The following is a 14,839-nucleotide window of genomic DNA, read 5'->3' on the forward strand; positions in this document are numbered from 1 at the left end:
TCACCCTAGATCAGAAGATCAGGACGTGCACAGGTTCACATATTTAGAAGTCTTGATATATTGATGTCATGGAGACCGAGATGCGGAACGCCATTCGGAACGTCGCGCCGAACCCTGTGCGGAACCCGGTGCGGAGCGTGGTGCGGAAGGCCGGTGAGCGCGCCGAACTGGTCAGCGCCCTGCTCGCCCTCGCCGTCTACCTCACCGGACTGACCCTCCAGCTGACCGGCAACGGCGGCCCCGCATCCCGGGCCCTCTTCGTGGCCGCGTACGTGTTCGGCGGGTTCTTCACCCTCCGTGAAGCCATCGGCACCCTGCGGCGGGGCAGGTTCCAGGTCGATTTCCTCATGCTCGTCGCCGCCGCCGGCGCCGCCGTGATCGGACGCTGGGAGGAGGGCGCCGTCCTCCTCGTGCTGTTCAGCCTCGGCCACGCCCTGGAGGAGTACGCGATGGGCCGCGCCCGACGCTCCATCGAGGCCCTCGGCGAACTCGTCCCCCGCACCGCCCTCGTCCGCCGGAACGGGGGCGAGCCCGCCGAGGTGTCCGTGGAGGAACTCGCCGTCGGCGACACCGTCCTGGTCCGCCCGCACACCCGCGTACCCGCCGACGGGTTCGTCGCCGCGGGCCGCAGCAGCGTCGACCAGTCACCCATCACCGGCGAGAGCGTCCCCGTCGACAAGGAGCCCGTCCCCGACCCCGCCGCAGCCCTCGCCGCCCCGGCCGCCGTCGACCCCGGAGCACGCGTCCACGCCGGCACCGTCAACGGCTCCGGCACCCTCGACGTGATCGTCACCCACCTCAACCGCGACAACACCCTGGCCCGCGTCGTACGCCTGGTCCGGGACGCGGAGGAGCGCACCTCACCGACCCAACGCTTCACCGACCGCTTCCAGAAGGTGTTCGTCCCGGGCGTCCTCGCCCTCGTCGCCGCCCTACTGGTCTACGGCGCCCTCAGCGGCGAGCCCTTCACCGACAGCCTCTACCGGGCCATGGCCGTACTGGTCGCCGCCAGCCCCTGCGCGCTCGCCATCGCCACTCCCGCGGCCGTCCTCAGCGCCGTCGGACGCGCCGCCCGCGGGGGAGTCCTCGTCAAGGGCGGCGCACCCCTGGAGGAGTTCGGCCGGCTGCGCACCATCGCCTTCGACAAGACCGGCACCCTCACCGAGGGACGCCCCCGCCTCACCGAGGTGGAGACCGCCGACGGCGCGGCCCGCGAGGACCTCCTGCGCACCGCCATCGCCGCCCAGCGGCTCAGCGACCACCCGCTCGCCCAGGCCGTCGTCCGCGACGCACCCGCTCTCCTGACCGGCACCGCCCCGGCCGCCGAGGCCGTCAACCTGCGCGCCGTCATCGGCCGCGGCGTCATCGCCGAGGTCGACGGCGAGAGCGTCCACATCGGCAGCCTGTCCTACGCCGACACCCTCACCGGCGCCCCCGTCCCCACCGCCCTGCGCGAGCGCACGGAGGCCCTCGCCCGCACCGGGCGCACCACGATGGTCGTCCGCCGAGGCGACCGCTGGCTCGGCACCCTCGGCCTGATGGACGCGCCCCGCGCCGAGGCCGCCGAAACGGTGGCCGCCCTGCGCGCCCTCGGAGTCACCCGCACCGTGATGCTCTCCGGCGACGACCAACGGGTCGCCGACGCCGTCGGCCGGGCCCTCGGCCTCGACGAGGTCCGCGGCGGCCTGATGCCGCAGGACAAGGTCACCGAGGTGACCCGACTGCGCCGCACGGCCCGTACGGCCATGATCGGCGACGGGGTGAACGACGCCCCGGCGATGGCCGGAGCCACCGTCGGTGTCGCCATGGGCGCCGCGGGCTCCGCGGTGGCCCTGGAGACCGCGGACATCGCCCTGATGTCCGACGACCTGCGGCGGCTGCCGTTCATCACCGGACTCAGCCGCCGCGCCGCCCGGGTGATCCGGCAGAACCTGTGGCTGAGCCTCGGCATCGTCGCCGTCCTCGTACCGGCCACGGCCCTGGGCATGGGCATCGGCCCCGCCGTCCTCGTCCACGAGGGCTCCACGCTCGTCGTCGTCGCCAACGCCCTGCGGCTGCTGCGCTACCGTGACGACACCTGAGGCCCGGCGGGCCGGTGCACCGCCCGGGGTGGGGGCGGGCGTCGGGACGATTGCGTCGGGGCGATCGCTTCGGGACGATTGCGTCGTGACGATGGCGTCGTGACGAGGGCGGAGGGGGAGGCGTGGAGCTGGAACTGCGCGAGGTGCGGGACGAGGACCTGGAGGTGTTCTGGGTCCAGGTGACCGACCCGGGCCTCCGGCACATGGCGGCCATGACCCGCGCCCACCACTACGACCGGGACGCCTTCGAAGCCCACTGGAGCAAGCTCCGCCGCGACCCGACCGTCGTCCTGCGGACCGTCGTCGCCGACGGCGTGGTCGTCGGGAACGCGGCGGTCTTCGGGCCGCCGCAGGAGCGCGAGGTCACCTACCTGATCGGGCCCGAGCACTGGGGCCGGGGCATCGCCACCGCGGCGCTCGGCGCCCTGCTGGACCTGGTGGACACCCGGCCGCTCCACGCGGGCGCCGCCGCCGACAACGCGGGCTCGATCCGGGTCCTGGAGAAGTGCGGATTCACCGTCACCGGACGCACCCGCGACTTCGCCCTGGCGCGCGGCGAGGAGGTCGACGTGGTTCTGCTCACCCTGACCTGATGTGAGGGGTGTCGGCGGACGGGTCAGCGGGGCGGTTCGACCTCCAGGAAGCGTCGACCCCGCGGCCCCCGGTACAGCAGGCACTCCCATCCGTGCCGCTCCAGTTCCGCCGCGCAGGCCGTCAACCGCTCCCGTTCCTCCTCGGCGGCGCCCGAACCGGCGGGGCCGGGCCAGGTCACCGTCACCGGGGCGCGTGCCGGGCCGCCGGTGCCGCTGCCGTCCGTGCCGCCGGCGACCCGGTAGCCGGTCCGGCTGCGTCGGCCACCGGAGTCCAGCGCCGACGGGGGGAAACCCGCCGCCTCCAGCACCAGGGCCACCGCTCGCGGCACGGCCCGCAGCTCCCACGGCGCGGGGGCGTCCGTACCGTCGCCCAGCAGGCGGCGGATCTGCAACAGCCCCTCGTACGCGGTGCGCAACTCGGCCGCCCGCGCCTGCGGATCCGTCGGCGGACCGTCACCGTCCGCCGGTTCGAAGCCCTCCCCGTGCCCACCGGCCATCGCGCACCCCTCTCCACCCGCGTCCGACTGAGTACCTCACCCGCAACGGCCTGAGTATCCGCCCCGATTCCCCGGAGCGCCGCCGTTGATGGAATGACGTCATGACCTCAGCACCCCCTTCGTACGCCGCGACGGCCGCGCGGCGTCCCCGCATGCGGCACGTGACCACCGCCGGCTCGGCCCTGGCCGTGGCGCTGGTGCCGCTCGTGGTGGGCGTGCTCATCGCCAAGGGGGTCGCCGCCGATCCGCACGCCCCGGTCAACGCCCTGATCAGCGGCGGCGGCCGGCGCGCCGGACTGCCGGGTGCCGAGTGGCGGCGGCGCGGGCACGGGGCGCTGCGCCGGCTGCGGACCGCCCGCGAGGGTACGGTCCGGCGCTGCGCGTCCGTCCGCGACCGCCGCCGTCCGGTCAGGAGGCCAGCGGTTCCTGAAGCTCGGTGACCCACTGCTCCGGGTCGTCGGGGCAGGCCAGGGTCAGCTCGCGGGCGTACCCGGCGGAGCGGTGGCCGTGCGCGTCTATCCACCGGGCCAGGGCCTGCGCGGTCGGCAACACGCCGTCCATCGAGCCCCGGTGCACCACCGTCGCCGCCCGCTCGACCCCGGGCAGCTCCACGATCCGTACCCCGGCCCCGAGGTCCTCGACGCGCACGCCCGTCGCCACGGGCAGCCCGGCGCGCACCAGGACGGAGCCCGGCTCGGCGTCCGGAGCATCCTCGTAGCGGGCGAGGCCCGGCCCCGTCGGGGCGAGCCCGGCAGCCTCCAGGCGGCGGCACAGCTCCTCGAACAGGGGGCCGATGACCGGCCCGACGTCCTGTGGGGCGTAGCTCGCCGATATGCCGGTCAGTTCGGCCAGCCGGACGGGCGGCAGGCTCTTGACGACGATTTCGTCCGTGGGCATGGTTCCCTCGTTCTCGATGGTCCGGAGCCTCGTCCCGACCCGGTTGAGGCGGGCGGTCGCCTCGGCCACGGCGCTCTCCAGTTCCGCCCGGCGCAGCCGCAGCATTCCGCGCAGTTGCTCCGGGGTCACCTTCTCGTCGAGGACCGCCCCCACCTGTTCCAGGGTGAAGCCGAGGTCCTTGAGCGCGATGACGCGGTTGAGGCGGGCCAGCTGGGCCGCCTCGTAGAAGCGGTAGCCGCTCGTCGGGTCGACACGCGCCGGGCGCAGCAGTCCGAGGGCGTCGTAGTGACGCAGCATGCGGACCGATACCCGGCCGTGCTTGGCGAAGTCTCCGATGGTGAACATGACGTCTCCAAGTGCACGGCCTGACACGGTGTGAGGGTCAAGTCTGTCGCGCGGGGCACGGAGGCGTCGGAGAGGGGGGGCGGGGTCGTGACGGTCGGGCGGGCGGTCGGCGGACGCCCGAGGGGCCGGCCGGTCGTGACGGTCGGAACGGTCGATCAGTGGCCGTACTGGCGCACGCACAGGTCGACGACCGAGGGCGGGACGGTGCCCTCGGCGGCCGCGCACAGTTCCTCGCCCCGGGGCAGGCGCGGGGCCGCCGGGCGGGGCACGCGCGGCGGCGTGGGCTGCGCCGGCCGAACGCGCCGGGGCGCGGTCGGCTTCGCGTGCCGGCGAGCGGGCGGGTCCGCCTTGCGGGTGCGGGGAGCGGCGGCCGGGGCATCCCGTACGTCGTCCCGCAACTCCCCTTGCGGCCGGTCGTCCGACCCGGCCCCGGGGTGCGGGGGATCGGGCTCCGGGTCGGGCAACGGGCTCAGGGGCAGGGATTCCGGCGGGCCGTCATCGGCGCGACGTCCCTCGGGAGCGTCCTGCCGACCGAGCGGCGGCGTGGAACCGCGCACCGGGCCGGCGGCACCGGACTCCGGGCCGACGGAGACGCAGCCGGCGCTCGCGAGGAGGGCCAGCAGGGAGAGGGGCAGGGCGGCCCGGCGTAACTGCATCCGACCACCATGCCGCAGTCGGCGGCCCGCCGAGGGCGAACCTCACGCGTCCGGGTGACGACGGGTCGGGTTCGGGGTTGGTGCCGGGGGTCGGGGTGTCCGGCGCGACCTTTGCTGAATCGATTCTCTGCGGCGGGGCCGAACCGGTGGCCACCGCCGCAGAATGGGCCCGACCGCCGACGGCACGACACGGTGGCGCGGGCGACGGGGGAGGCGCGACCCCCGAAGCCCGGCGCCACCGTGCCGCGCGCACCCCGCCGGACCACCCACCCGTACGGAGCCCCGCACATGCCCTTCGCCGCCGCGCCCAACACCCCCGAGCCCGAGCCCGAAACCGATTCCGAGACCGGGCCCGAGCCCGGTTCCGAGCCTGAAACCGGGCCGGATTCCGAGACCGGGCCCGAGCCGGAGACCGCGCCGGAGACCGGGCCCGGGTATGAAACCGGGCCCGAGACCAGGACCCAGCCCGGGCCCGAAACCGGGACCCAGCCCGAGCACGAGACCCAGCCCGAGCCCGAGCCCGAGCCCGAGCCCGGGACCCAGCCCGGGCCCGGGGCAGGCCCTGATTTCGGAGCCGGCCCTGATTCCGGCTCCGGCTCCGGCGTCGCCCCTGAAGGCGGCCCCGGCCCCGCCGTCGACCCGGGCCGTGATTCCGCTGGGGGGCCGGTCGAAGGTGCGGGTGCCGTGAAGGGGTGGGCGGCCGTGGCGGCCGTTTCGCTGGGAATCTTCGGGCTGATCACCTCCGAACTGCTGCCCGTCGGGCTCCTGACGCCCGTCGGGGCCGCGCTCGGGGTGTCCGACGGGACCGCCGGGTTGATGGTGACCGTCCCCGGCCTCGTCGCCGGGTTCTGCGCCCCGCTCGTCACCGTCGGCGCCGCCCGAGTCGACCGGCGGCACGTGCTGTGCCTGCTCATCGCGCTGATGGCCGTCGCCAATCTGGTCGCCGCCGTCGCCCCGTCCTTCGCCGTCGTGCTGGCCGCCCGGCTGCTCGTCGGCATCAGCGTCGGCGGGTTCTGGGCCGTGGCGGGCGGGCTCGCCGTCCGGCTGGTCCCCGCCCGCCACGTCGGCCGGGCCACCGCCGTGATCTTCGGCGGAGTCCCCACGGCCTCGGTGCTCGGCGTGCCCGCGGGGACCCTGCTCGGCGAACTCGGCAGCTGGCGCACGGCCTTCGCCGCCGTCGGCGCCCTCGGCGTCGTCACCCTGGTCGCCCTGCTCCTCCTGCTGCCCGCGCTCCCCCCGAACAGGCCCGTCGCCCTCGCCGAACTGCCCGCCCTGCTCCGCCACAACCGCGGCGTCCGCGCCGGGGTCATCGTCACGTTCCTGGTGGTGACGGGCCAGTTCGCCGCCTACACCTTCGTCACCCCGGTCCTGCGGGACGTCTCCGGGGTCGCGCCGGGCTCGATCAGCACCCTCCTCCTCGGCTACGGGGTCGCCGGGGTCGCCGGGAACTTCCTGGCCGGGCCGCGAGACCCGCGTCGTACGCTGCTCACCGTCGGCGCCGGCCTGGCCGTCGTCCTCACGCTGATAGCCCTGCTGCCCGGAGCACCCGTCGGAACAGGCCTGTTGCTCGTCTGGGGACTCGTGTACGGCGGGGTCTCCGTCAGCCTCCAGAGCTGGATGCTCAAGGCCGCACCGCAGGCGTCCGAGGCCGCCTCCTCCCTGATGGTCGCCATGTTCAACCTCGCCATCGCGGCGGGCGCGCTCACCGGCGGCCTCGTGGTGGACCGGGTCTCCGTGGCCGCCGCCCCGCTGACGGGAGCCGTCCTCATGCTGCTCGCGGCGCTCACGGTGGCCGCCGCCTGCCGGTACCCGGCGGCGCCCGTCACCGAAGTCCCCGACCACCGGCTCGGCGGGCCGGTCGAGCCGGTCCGCGAGCGCCCCGGGAACGCGTCCCCGGTCGACCACTGACGCACCCGCCCACATCGGGCAACAGCCCTCCCGGCCGACGGAATCGGCGCCCCGACGGCAGATGCGGACCGGGTCCGTCCCGTACACAGTGGATGAATGGGGTGGATCGGGCATCCGGCTTGACCGGAGTGGTCCCGGAGGGAAAGAGTCCGATCAAGAACCGCCGTAAGGGCTGCCCTCGGAGATACCCCAGATGTCGATGCCCGTCCGTCCCACGTCACCGCCCACCCCCGCCCTCACCCTCCTCGGTGCGGCCCGTCTCCACGGGGACGTCGTGGCGGGTCATGCCCGCCGGGCCCGCGGCGGGGAGGCCGGCGTCGTGGTCGGCGGGAACGCGGACTTCCGTGGCGGGCCCGAGGGCAGCGGCACCTACCGCGAGGCACCCGGTGGCCGAGCGGCCGGGGATCGCTCGCCGGGTCCGGCCGGCCGGGGAGCGGTGGCACCCCTCCCCGGCGGCGGGACCGCGGTGGCGGCAGCCGGAGCGAGTACGGCCCTGGTCGCCCGGCGGCGCAGGGCCTGACCGGCCGGACGGGGGTCGGTACCGCACCGCCGCACCGACCCCCGTCCTTCTTCCCCCGCTGTCGGGCAGCCGCCCGGCAGCGCCCCCGACCGGCCCCGGCGGCTCCCTCCCGGCGGCCCCCGTCGGCCCGTCCGCACGACGCCCCAGTCCGGAGACCAGCGTGTCGCACCACACCGAGCAGAGCGGAACCGTTCCCGACGACCGCCTGCTCGTACGCCCGTACGTCACCCCGCCCGCGAACCCGGCCCCCGTCACGACCCCCGCCTGGCCGCTCGGCCCGTCTGCGGTGCCGGTACGGGCGCCGGCCCCGACGGGTGCCCCGGCGGCGCAGGCGTCCCCCGTCGAGGGACGGAGCGGGAACCGGCGGCCGTTGGTGGTGCTCGCGCTGCTCGCGCTCGCCGCCGCGGGCACCCTCGTGGTGCTGCTCCGTTCCCCCGAACCGGAGCCCGCACGGGCCGTCCCGCCGCCGGAGCTGTCCGTTCCCGTCCTGCCGGCCCGCAGCCCGGGCACCGACGGCACCACCGATCCGCACGCCCCGGCGGCCGGGACCGCCCCCTCCGGATCCGGGTCCGGCACGTCCACCGCCGCACCCTCCACCACACCGGCCGGGTCCACGACGGCGACGTCCCCCACGCCGCCGCCCACCCCGACCCCCACACCGCCCCGGACACCGCCCGCGACTGCCGCGAAGCCGTCGCCGGCGACCCCCGGCACCCTCCGTCCCGGAGACCGGGGCGCCGAGGTGCGCGACCTTCAGGAACGGCTGCACGGGCAGGGGTTCACGTACGTCTCGACGACCGGCGTCTACGACGCGCAGACCGAACGCGGCGTGGCCCAGTTGCAGCGGGACCGCAGCATCAAGGGCGATCCGCACGGCGTCTACGGCCCGGCGACCCGCGCCGCCTTCGGGTGATCCGCACCGCCCGGACGTGCGCGCCCTACGGCGTCGGGGTCGGTGTCGGCGCCCCGGTGCCGCACAGTGCCTGCCGGTGCAGCGTCGACAGGGCGTCGTCGATGGGATGGGGCTGCGGGATCCCCGCGGAGTCACGCTCGTTCCACCGCTCCAGGTTGACCGCGACCGACATCTGACGTTCGCCGTCGGACCGGGTCAGCGAAACGGTCCTGGCTCCCCAGACCGTGCCGTCGTGCCCCCAGAACGTGCCGCAACCCTCGATGTCGACCTTGTGCAGGCCGAGGCCGTAGACGATCGTCGAACCGTCCAGGGCGCGTACCGGAACCGTGCGCTGCATCTGCTCCAGCGACGACCGGCTGACGATCCTGCCGTCGAGCAGCTTGCCGTAGAAGCGGTTGAGGTCCTCCATGGTGGAGACGAGGGCGGCGCCCGTTCCCGTCCAGGACGCGTCGTAGACGCTGTAGTCGCGCGGCGGGTCGATCAGGCCGTACAGAGCCTCGTACATGCGCGGGTGCGGTCCGTCGATGCGCGGCCCGGTCGGGAAACCGGTGTGCCGCAGGCCGGCGCGTTCGATGACGTTGCGGGTGATGTACCGCTCGGCCGTGGTGCCGGTGACCCGTTCCAGGAGCTCGCCGAGGAGCAGGTAGTTGGTGTTGGAGTACACGCCCACGGGGTCCCCCGGCTCGCCCGCGGGCGGCGCGGCCACGCCCATGGCGATCAGTTCGGCCGGTCGGAACCGTCGGAACCGGTTGTCGTCCAGGCTCGTGGGCGAGTTCTGCTGGAGGGACGGGAACGCGTGGACGATGTAGTCCGGGAGGCCGCTGGTGTGGTTGAGCAGCATCCGGACCGTGATCTTCCTGCCGCGTTCCCCCGGCACCAGCTCGGGCAGGTGGTCGCCGATGGGGGCGTCGAGCCGGATCCGGCCCCGCTCGACCTGCTGCATGATCGCGGCGGCTGTGAAGGTCTTGGTGATGCTGCCGACGCGCTGGCGCATGTCGGCGCCGACGGGGCGGCCGGTGGTGAGGTCGGCGACGCCGGAGGCGCCCCGCCAGGTCCGGGTGGCGTCGCGCACCTCGCCGAACACCCCCGGTACGCCCGCGCGGTGGACGCCGTCGAGGGCGGACCGCAGCTTCGCGGGGTCGATGCGGGCGGGCCCCGCGGTCGCGGTGTGCGGGGCGGGAGCCGCCGCCACCGTACCGGCGCAGGCGGTGATCGCGGCCACGCCGGCGCAGAGCGCCAGTCGGATCTTCGAGCGGAGCTTCATGGGTCCGTCCTTCGTCCTTCGTTCGGTGTCCGGGTGCGTGAGTGTGCGCGGGGCGCGGGCGCGGGTGCGTGAGCGGGGCGCGGGGCGTGCATGGGGGGCGGTGGGGCGGTCCGGCGGGTTTCGAGGGCGGGCCGGTGGTCGCGGCCCGTCCGGCCGGGGTTCAGTCGGCCAGGGCACGCCGCAGGACGGCGCCGAGTTCGGCGTTCTGCCGCTGGGAGATCTCGGCGGACAGGATCGCCTGTGAGCCGTGGAAGGTGCCGGGCCACTGGTGGACCTCGACCGACACCCCCGCCCGGAGCAGGCGCAGGGCGTGGGTCAGGCCCTCGTCGCGGTTCGGGTCGAACTCGGCGGTGGCGATGTAGGCCGGAGGCAGTCCCGTCAGGTCCTCGGCGCGGGCCGGGGCCGCGTACGGGGTCGCGGGCCGGCCGCCGAGGTAGTGCCGCCACCCGGCGGCGGCCTTGTCACGGTGGAACCACGGCGTGTCGGTGAAGTTGCGCGCCGACCACGTGTCCTGCCGGTCGTCGAGCCCCGGCTGGTTGAGGAGTTGGAAGCGGATCGCAGGCCCGCCCCGGTCGCGGGCCCGCAGCGCCGCGGCGGCCGCGAGGTTGGCGCCCGCGCTGTGGCCGCCGATCGCGACGCGGTCCGGTTCGACGCCGAGTTCGGCCGCGTTCTCGACGGCCCAGCCCAGTACGGCGTAGGCGTCGTCCAGGGCGGCGGGGAAGGGGTGTTCGGGGGCGAGCCGGTAGTCCACCGAGATCACCACCGCGCCGGAGCCGGCGGCGATCCGGCCGGCCCACGGGTGCTCGGTGTCCAGATCGCCCAGGAGGAATCCGCCGCCGTGCAACCAGACGACGGCGCCCCGCGCCCGGCGCGGGCGGTAGACGCGCACCCGGACCGCCGGATCGGCGGGCACCGTACGGTCCTCGACGTCGATGTCGGTGAGGTCCGGGGCGGGTACGGCGGCGGCCAGCTCCGCGAAGCTCTTGCGGGCGGCCACCGGATCGGTGAGGTCGGTGCGGGGGAACAGCGGTACGAATGCTTCGAGTTCGGGGTCCATGGCGACCATCCTCACGGGACCGCCCGCCCCGGGTCGTCCGCCGGCCGTCGGGCATTGCCCGCCGATCACGCGCCGAACGGTGCCCGTGTCCGCAGCGCGGCCGGGGACCGCCGCCGACACCGACGCGGGGACCGCCGCCGACATCGACACGTGGACCGGCGTCGGCGCGACGGTCCGGTGGTCACCGCTCGGCGATGAGACCGGGCAGTTCGCGCATGTCGTCGAAGACGATGGTGTCGGGGCCTTCGAGCTGCTCGGGGCGGGTGAGTCCACCGGCGTAGCCGAAGGACCGCATGCCCGCGGCGCGGGCCGCCAGAACGCCCGGTCGGCTGTCCTCGACGACCACGCACGCGGCGGGGTCGACCCCCATCCGCTGCGCCGCGTACAGGAACAGGTCCGGTGCCGGCTTGCCGCGGGACACCTCGGAGGCGCTGTGGATGCGACCCGCGAAACGCTCGTAGAGGCCGGTGCGGCCCAGGGTGTGGCGCATCTTCTCGTGGGAGCCGCTGGAGGCGACACACATCGGCAGGGTGATCGCGTCGAGCGCCTCGGGCAACCCCTCGACGGGAGACAACGCCGTGTCCACGGCATCCCGGTGGAGCTGCTCGAACCTGTCCCACCACAGGACGGAGGTCTCCTCGCCGAGCCGCGCGGCGACCTGTTCGCGGATGGAGACGCCGGAACGTCCGATGAACCGGTCGATGACCTCGTCCTCGGTCAGGGGCCAGCCGAGCTCCGCTCCCAGCGCGACCTGGACGCGCGCGGCGATGCGTTCGCTGTCGACCAGCACTCCGTCGCAGTCGAATATCACGAGTTCAATCGGCTTGATCATCTCCGCAGCATAGGCGGCTGCCCGCTGCCGCTGCCCGGTGCGCCCGACCGGGGCGTCGTGGGCCCGCCCGACGGTCATCGGCCGCCGGCCACCCGCAGGACGGCGCCCGTGGTGTACGAGGCGTCCTCGGACAGCAGCCAGGCGACGGCTCCGGCGATCTCCTCGGGCCGGCCGGCCCGGCCCAGCGGGATCTCGGCGGCGGCGCGGGCGGGCCGGTCGGGATCGCCCATGGCCGCGTGCATGTCGGTCTCGATGATGCCCGGCGACACCCCGTTCACCCGGATCCGGTCCTGACCGAGCTCCTTGGACAGGCCGATGGTCAACGTGTCGACGGCGGCCTTGGTGGCCGCGTAGTGGACGTAGTCGCCGGGGCTGCCGAGGGTCGCGGCCGCCGACGACACGTTCACGATCGCCCCGCCCCCGCCGGCCGCCATGTCGCGGGCGGCCCGGCGGCAGCAGAGCAGGTACCCGAGGAGGTTCACCTCCACCACGCGCCGCAGGTCCTCCGTCCGGGCGTCCACGAGACGGCCCAGCGGGCCGGTCACACCGGCGTTGTTCACCAGGCCGGTGACCGAACCGAGCTCCGCGCCCGCGATGTCGAAGAGCCGTTCCACGGCGCACTCCTCGGACATGTCACCGCGCACCGTCACGCACCGCGCCCCTGCCGCCCGTACGCGCACGGCCGTGGCCTCCGCCGCGGCCTCGTCGCGGGCGTACCCCAGCACCAGATCGTGGCCTTCGCCCGCGAGCCGGAGACAGGTCGCCGCACCGATGCCGCGGCTGCCCCCGGTGACGATCGTGACGGGCCGACGTGTCATACGAACCTCCTGTGTGAGCCGCGTGGAACCACGCGCCGGGCGCGGCGCAGGCTAACACCCGGATATCCGCTGGACCAGCGGAAATGGCGGCGTGGAGAGTGGGGTGGCAGCGGGGGACGGGCACGGCCCCGACACCGCGCCGACCCAATTCGCGTGCACGCGGACCGACTTCACCCGTGCCGCGGCGACGCACCGTCCCGTCCCCGTCCCCATATCCCTTTCCCCAGCCCCGTCCCCGAACCGGAACCGGAACCGAGGAGCCGTCCCATGTCCACTCTGCGCGTCACCGTCGAAGAGCTGACCGTCCACGACCACCCGAACGCCGATGCGCTGGAACTGGCCCAAGTGGGCCTCTACCGCGCCGTCGTCGCCAAGGACTCCTACCGAACCGGCGATTTCGCCCTCTACATACCGGAGCAGGCGGTGCTGCCCGCCGGGTTGATCGAGGAGCTGGGGCTGACCGGCCGACTCGCCGGGGGGTCCGCCGACCGGGTCAAGGCGGTCCGGCTACGGGGGGAACTGTCGCAGGGGTTGGTGTGCCGCCCCCGCGCGCTGGACGGGGTGGACCTCGCGTCCGCCGCCGAGGAGGGCACCGACTTCGCGGAACTGCTGGGCATCGTCAAGTGGTCGCCACCCGTTCCCACGACCATGAACGGTGACGTCGAAGCGGCTCCCGAACTCATGCCCTGGGTGGACATCGAGAACCTGCAGCGCTACCCGCAGATCTTCGAGCCGGGCGAGACCGTGGTCCTGACCGAGAAACTCCACGGCACGGCTTGCCTCATGACGTACGTGGCCGGGACCGAGCGGGTCATCGTGTCCTCCAAGGGCTTCGGCTCCAAGGGGCTGGCGCTCAAGGAGGACGACCGCAACCTGTACTGGCGTGCCGTACGCGGCCACGGCGTACCGGAGGTCGCGGCCCGGCTCGCCCGGCGGCTCGGCGCCACCCGGGTCGGCGTCTTCGCGGAGGTGTACGGGACCGGCGTGCAGGACCTCCCGTACGGGGCCAGGGGGAACGCCGCCGACGCGCCGCCCGGATACGCCGTCTTCGACGTGTCGGCGGAGATCGAGGGGCAGGTGCGTTGGCTGGACCCCGCCCAGGTCCTGGAGGAGGGCGAACTGCCCCTGGTGCCGCAGCTGTTCGAGGGGCCCTACGCCCTGGAGACCGTGCTGGAACTGGCCTCCGGCCGGGAGACGGTCTCGGGCGGCGAACTGCACCTGCGCGAGGGCGTCGTCATCCGCCCGGTGCCGGAGCGCTACAGCCCGGTGGTCGGCGGCCGTGCCATCGCGAAGGCGATCAGCCCCGGCTACCTGACCCGCAAGGGCGGCACGGAGTACGAGTGACGGCTCGGGCGGGCCGCGGGGTGCGGGGTGCGGCCGGGGCGTTCCGGCCCCCGCCGGCCACGTAGCCCGCGGCCCGCGACCGCTCGGATCCGCGCGGGTGTCCCGGGTCCCGTCAGGGCGCCCCGGTCGATGTCGGGTCCTCCGCACTGCCGCCCCCGCACAGGAAGGTGCGGGCTCCGCGGATGCGGGTGCGCAGCCTGGCCTGGGTCGCGCGGCTGTCAAGTCGTACGTCGAGGGCGCCCGGCAGGGACGTGTCCGTCCGTCGTCCGCGGGGCAGCCGCGCGCCGTCGAGGCCGTCCCTCCGGGCGATCAGCAGGCCGAGGTCGTGGCGGCTCAGGGCGTCCGGCCCGGCGATGTGGAACGTTCCGGCCAGTTCGGACAGTGCGATCTCCCACAGGGCCGCGGCCAGGTCCTCGACGTGCACCGGGCAGCGGACGTCATCGGTGAAGAGCACCCCGTCGCGGGTACCGGCGATCAGGGCGTGGACGGTGCGTTCGTGGCCCGACCGGCCGTGTCCGATGATCAGCGAGGTACGGGCGACGGCGGCACCCGGCAGCAGGATCCGGACCGCCGTTTCGGCAGCCGCCTTCGCCGCGCCGTAGGGGGTCAGCGGCGAGGGGGCGCACGTCTCGTCGTAGTGGACGCGCGCGCCGGAGAACACCGCGTCGCTGGACACGTGCACGAGGCGGGACCCCGCCCGGGCCGCGGCGAGCGCGACCCGGAGCGCGCCGTCCGCGGTGATCGCCCAATCGTCATTGCCGCTCGACGCGTTGACCACGACGCCGGGAGCCACCTCCGCGATCACCGAGGCGACCCGCGTCGGATCGCGCACGTCGAGGTGATGCCATGCGACCCCTGCCGTCGTGCCCGGTCGGGACGCGAACGTCGCGGCCGTCCGGTGCCCTGCCGCGAGGGCCTGGCGGACGAGTTCGGTGCCCAGGAATCCACTGCCGCCGAGGATCAGAACCGTCATGGGTCGACACGGTAGCGAACGGGGCGCCCCGCCGCGGGCCGGACGACGGTCCGGCCTGCCGTCAAGGGACCGGAGCCAACACCCGCCGGTCGCAAGTGGTTTCCGGGAGGGGGACCCCCACAACGGTCGGTTCCGGCCAAC

Annotated in this window: 15 protein-coding genes; 7 read left to right on the forward strand and 8 right to left on the reverse strand. The window is 74.7% G+C overall.

Going from position 1 to position 14,839, the window contains the following annotated elements; genetic code table 11:
• The first annotated feature begins 68 nt into the window (after positions 1 to 68).
• Positions 69 to 2,081, forward strand: a complete 2,013-nt coding sequence (locus tag ACFVS6_RS08220; RefSeq protein ID WP_389701770.1) for a heavy metal translocating P-type ATPase — start codon at positions 69 to 71, stop codon at positions 2,079 to 2,081.
• A gap of 122 nt (positions 2,082 to 2,203) precedes the next feature.
• Positions 2,204 to 2,674, forward strand: a complete 471-nt coding sequence (locus ACFVS6_RS08225) for a GNAT family N-acetyltransferase (RefSeq protein ID WP_389701772.1) — start codon at positions 2,204 to 2,206, stop codon at positions 2,672 to 2,674.
• Between the two features lie 23 nt (positions 2,675 to 2,697).
• Here the strand turns inward: ACFVS6_RS08225 and ACFVS6_RS08230 are convergent, their stop codons facing one another.
• Positions 2,698 to 3,171, reverse strand: a complete 474-nt coding sequence (locus ACFVS6_RS08230; protein ID WP_389701774.1) for a hypothetical protein — start codon at positions 3,169 to 3,171, stop codon at positions 2,698 to 2,700.
• A 101-nt stretch (positions 3,172 to 3,272) separates the two neighbouring features.
• On the opposite strand from ACFVS6_RS08230, the gene ACFVS6_RS08235 reads away from it, so the two are divergent.
• On the forward strand, positions 3,273 to 3,611 hold the full coding sequence (locus ACFVS6_RS08235) for a hypothetical protein (protein WP_389701776.1): 339 nt from the start codon (positions 3,273 to 3,275) through the stop codon (positions 3,609 to 3,611).
• On the opposite strand, the gene ACFVS6_RS08240 is transcribed toward ACFVS6_RS08235, so the two are convergent.
• Positions 3,580 to 4,413, reverse strand: coding sequence for a MerR family transcriptional regulator (locus ACFVS6_RS08240; protein WP_389701778.1), 834 nt, complete (start codon positions 4,411 to 4,413; stop codon positions 3,580 to 3,582). The genes ACFVS6_RS08235 and ACFVS6_RS08240 overlap by 32 nt on opposite strands.
• 155 nt (positions 4,414 to 4,568) lie before the next feature.
• Positions 4,569 to 5,069 carry a hypothetical protein gene (locus tag ACFVS6_RS08245; RefSeq protein WP_389701780.1) on the reverse strand — a complete coding sequence of 167 codons (501 nt, stop codon included), beginning with the start codon at positions 5,067 to 5,069 and terminating at the stop codon, positions 4,569 to 4,571.
• A 684-nt stretch (positions 5,070 to 5,753) separates the two neighbouring features.
• Between ACFVS6_RS08245 and ACFVS6_RS08250 the strand changes: the two genes are divergently transcribed.
• The 3 genes from ACFVS6_RS08250 to ACFVS6_RS08260 all read left to right on the forward strand — a co-directional run bounded on the left by ACFVS6_RS08250 (position 5,754) and on the right by ACFVS6_RS08260 (position 8,410).
• On the forward strand, positions 5,754 to 6,977 hold the full coding sequence (locus tag ACFVS6_RS08250; RefSeq protein ID WP_389701782.1) for an MFS transporter: 1,224 nt from the start codon (positions 5,754 to 5,756) through the stop codon (positions 6,975 to 6,977).
• Positions 6,978 to 7,170: 193 nt separating this feature from the next.
• The gene (locus ACFVS6_RS08255) at positions 7,171 to 7,497 is read left to right on the forward strand and encodes a hypothetical protein (protein ID WP_389701784.1); all 327 of its coding nucleotides are present in this window, start codon (positions 7,171 to 7,173) and stop codon (positions 7,495 to 7,497) included.
• A 160-nt stretch (positions 7,498 to 7,657) separates the two neighbouring features.
• On the forward strand, positions 7,658 to 8,410 hold the full coding sequence (locus ACFVS6_RS08260) for a peptidoglycan-binding protein (RefSeq protein WP_389701786.1): 753 nt from the start codon (positions 7,658 to 7,660) through the stop codon (positions 8,408 to 8,410).
• A 25-nt stretch (positions 8,411 to 8,435) separates the two neighbouring features.
• Here the strand turns inward: ACFVS6_RS08260 and ACFVS6_RS08265 are convergent, their stop codons facing one another.
• The 4 genes from ACFVS6_RS08265 to ACFVS6_RS08280 all read right to left on the reverse strand — a co-directional run bounded on the left by ACFVS6_RS08265 (position 8,436) and on the right by ACFVS6_RS08280 (position 12,381).
• The gene (locus ACFVS6_RS08265) at positions 8,436 to 9,674 is read right to left on the reverse strand and encodes a serine hydrolase domain-containing protein (protein WP_389701788.1); all 1,239 of its coding nucleotides are present in this window, start codon (positions 9,672 to 9,674) and stop codon (positions 8,436 to 8,438) included.
• 160 nt (positions 9,675 to 9,834) lie between these two features.
• Complete coding sequence (locus ACFVS6_RS08270; protein ID WP_389701790.1) at positions 9,835 to 10,731, reverse strand: alpha/beta hydrolase; 897 nt, start codon at positions 10,729 to 10,731, stop codon at positions 9,835 to 9,837.
• Between the two features lie 181 nt (positions 10,732 to 10,912).
• Positions 10,913 to 11,563 carry an HAD family hydrolase gene (locus ACFVS6_RS08275; RefSeq protein WP_389701792.1) on the reverse strand — a complete coding sequence of 217 codons (651 nt, stop codon included), beginning with the start codon at positions 11,561 to 11,563 and terminating at the stop codon, positions 10,913 to 10,915.
• Positions 11,564 to 11,637: 74 nt separating this feature from the next.
• The gene (locus ACFVS6_RS08280; protein WP_389701794.1) at positions 11,638 to 12,381 is read right to left on the reverse strand and encodes an SDR family NAD(P)-dependent oxidoreductase; all 744 of its coding nucleotides are present in this window, start codon (positions 12,379 to 12,381) and stop codon (positions 11,638 to 11,640) included.
• Positions 12,382 to 12,648: 267 nt separating this feature from the next.
• Between ACFVS6_RS08280 and ACFVS6_RS08285 the strand changes: the two genes are divergently transcribed.
• Entirely contained in the window at positions 12,649 to 13,725 is a 1,077-nt protein-coding gene (locus tag ACFVS6_RS08285) for an RNA ligase (ATP) (protein ID WP_389701796.1), read from the forward strand.
• A gap of 112 nt (positions 13,726 to 13,837) precedes the next feature.
• On the opposite strand, the gene ACFVS6_RS08290 is transcribed toward ACFVS6_RS08285, so the two are convergent.
• Positions 13,838 to 14,698 carry an SDR family oxidoreductase gene (locus ACFVS6_RS08290; protein ID WP_389701797.1) on the reverse strand — a complete coding sequence of 287 codons (861 nt, stop codon included), beginning with the start codon at positions 14,696 to 14,698 and terminating at the stop codon, positions 13,838 to 13,840.
• Positions 14,699 to 14,839 lie beyond the last annotated feature (141 nt).

This window comes from Streptomyces sp. NPDC057939 (genome assembly GCF_042887545.1).
Classification (GTDB): Bacteria; Actinomycetota; Actinomycetes; order Streptomycetales; family Streptomycetaceae; genus Streptomyces.

Excerpts from the sequence above, each read along its gene's own strand:
- ACFVS6_RS08290 (WP_389701797.1), bottom strand. The coding sequence starts at position 14,698 with ATGACGGTTCTGATCCTCGGCGGCAGTGGATTCCTGGGCACCGAACTC.
- ACFVS6_RS08235 (WP_389701776.1), top strand. The coding sequence starts at position 3,273 with ATGACCTCAGCACCCCCTTCGTACGCCGCGACGGCCGCGCGGCGTCCC.
- ACFVS6_RS08265 (WP_389701788.1), bottom strand. The coding sequence starts at position 9,674 with ATGAAGCTCCGCTCGAAGATCCGACTGGCGCTCTGCGCCGGCGTGGCC.
- ACFVS6_RS08255 (WP_389701784.1), top strand. The coding sequence starts at position 7,171 with ATGTCGATGCCCGTCCGTCCCACGTCACCGCCCACCCCCGCCCTCACC.
- ACFVS6_RS08280 (WP_389701794.1), bottom strand. The coding sequence starts at position 12,381 with ATGACACGTCGGCCCGTCACGATCGTCACCGGGGGCAGCCGCGGCATC.
- ACFVS6_RS08270 (WP_389701790.1), bottom strand. The coding sequence starts at position 10,731 with ATGGACCCCGAACTCGAAGCATTCGTACCGCTGTTCCCCCGCACCGAC.
- ACFVS6_RS08275 (WP_389701792.1), bottom strand. The coding sequence starts at position 11,563 with ATGATCAAGCCGATTGAACTCGTGATATTCGACTGCGACGGAGTGCTG.
- ACFVS6_RS08285 (WP_389701796.1), top strand. The coding sequence starts at position 12,649 with ATGTCCACTCTGCGCGTCACCGTCGAAGAGCTGACCGTCCACGACCAC.
- ACFVS6_RS08220 (WP_389701770.1), top strand. The coding sequence starts at position 69 with ATGGAGACCGAGATGCGGAACGCCATTCGGAACGTCGCGCCGAACCCT.
- ACFVS6_RS08245 (WP_389701780.1), bottom strand. The coding sequence starts at position 5,069 with ATGCAGTTACGCCGGGCCGCCCTGCCCCTCTCCCTGCTGGCCCTCCTC.
- ACFVS6_RS08230 (WP_389701774.1), bottom strand. The coding sequence starts at position 3,171 with ATGGCCGGTGGGCACGGGGAGGGCTTCGAACCGGCGGACGGTGACGGT.
- ACFVS6_RS08240 (WP_389701778.1), bottom strand. The coding sequence starts at position 4,413 with ATGTTCACCATCGGAGACTTCGCCAAGCACGGCCGGGTATCGGTCCGC.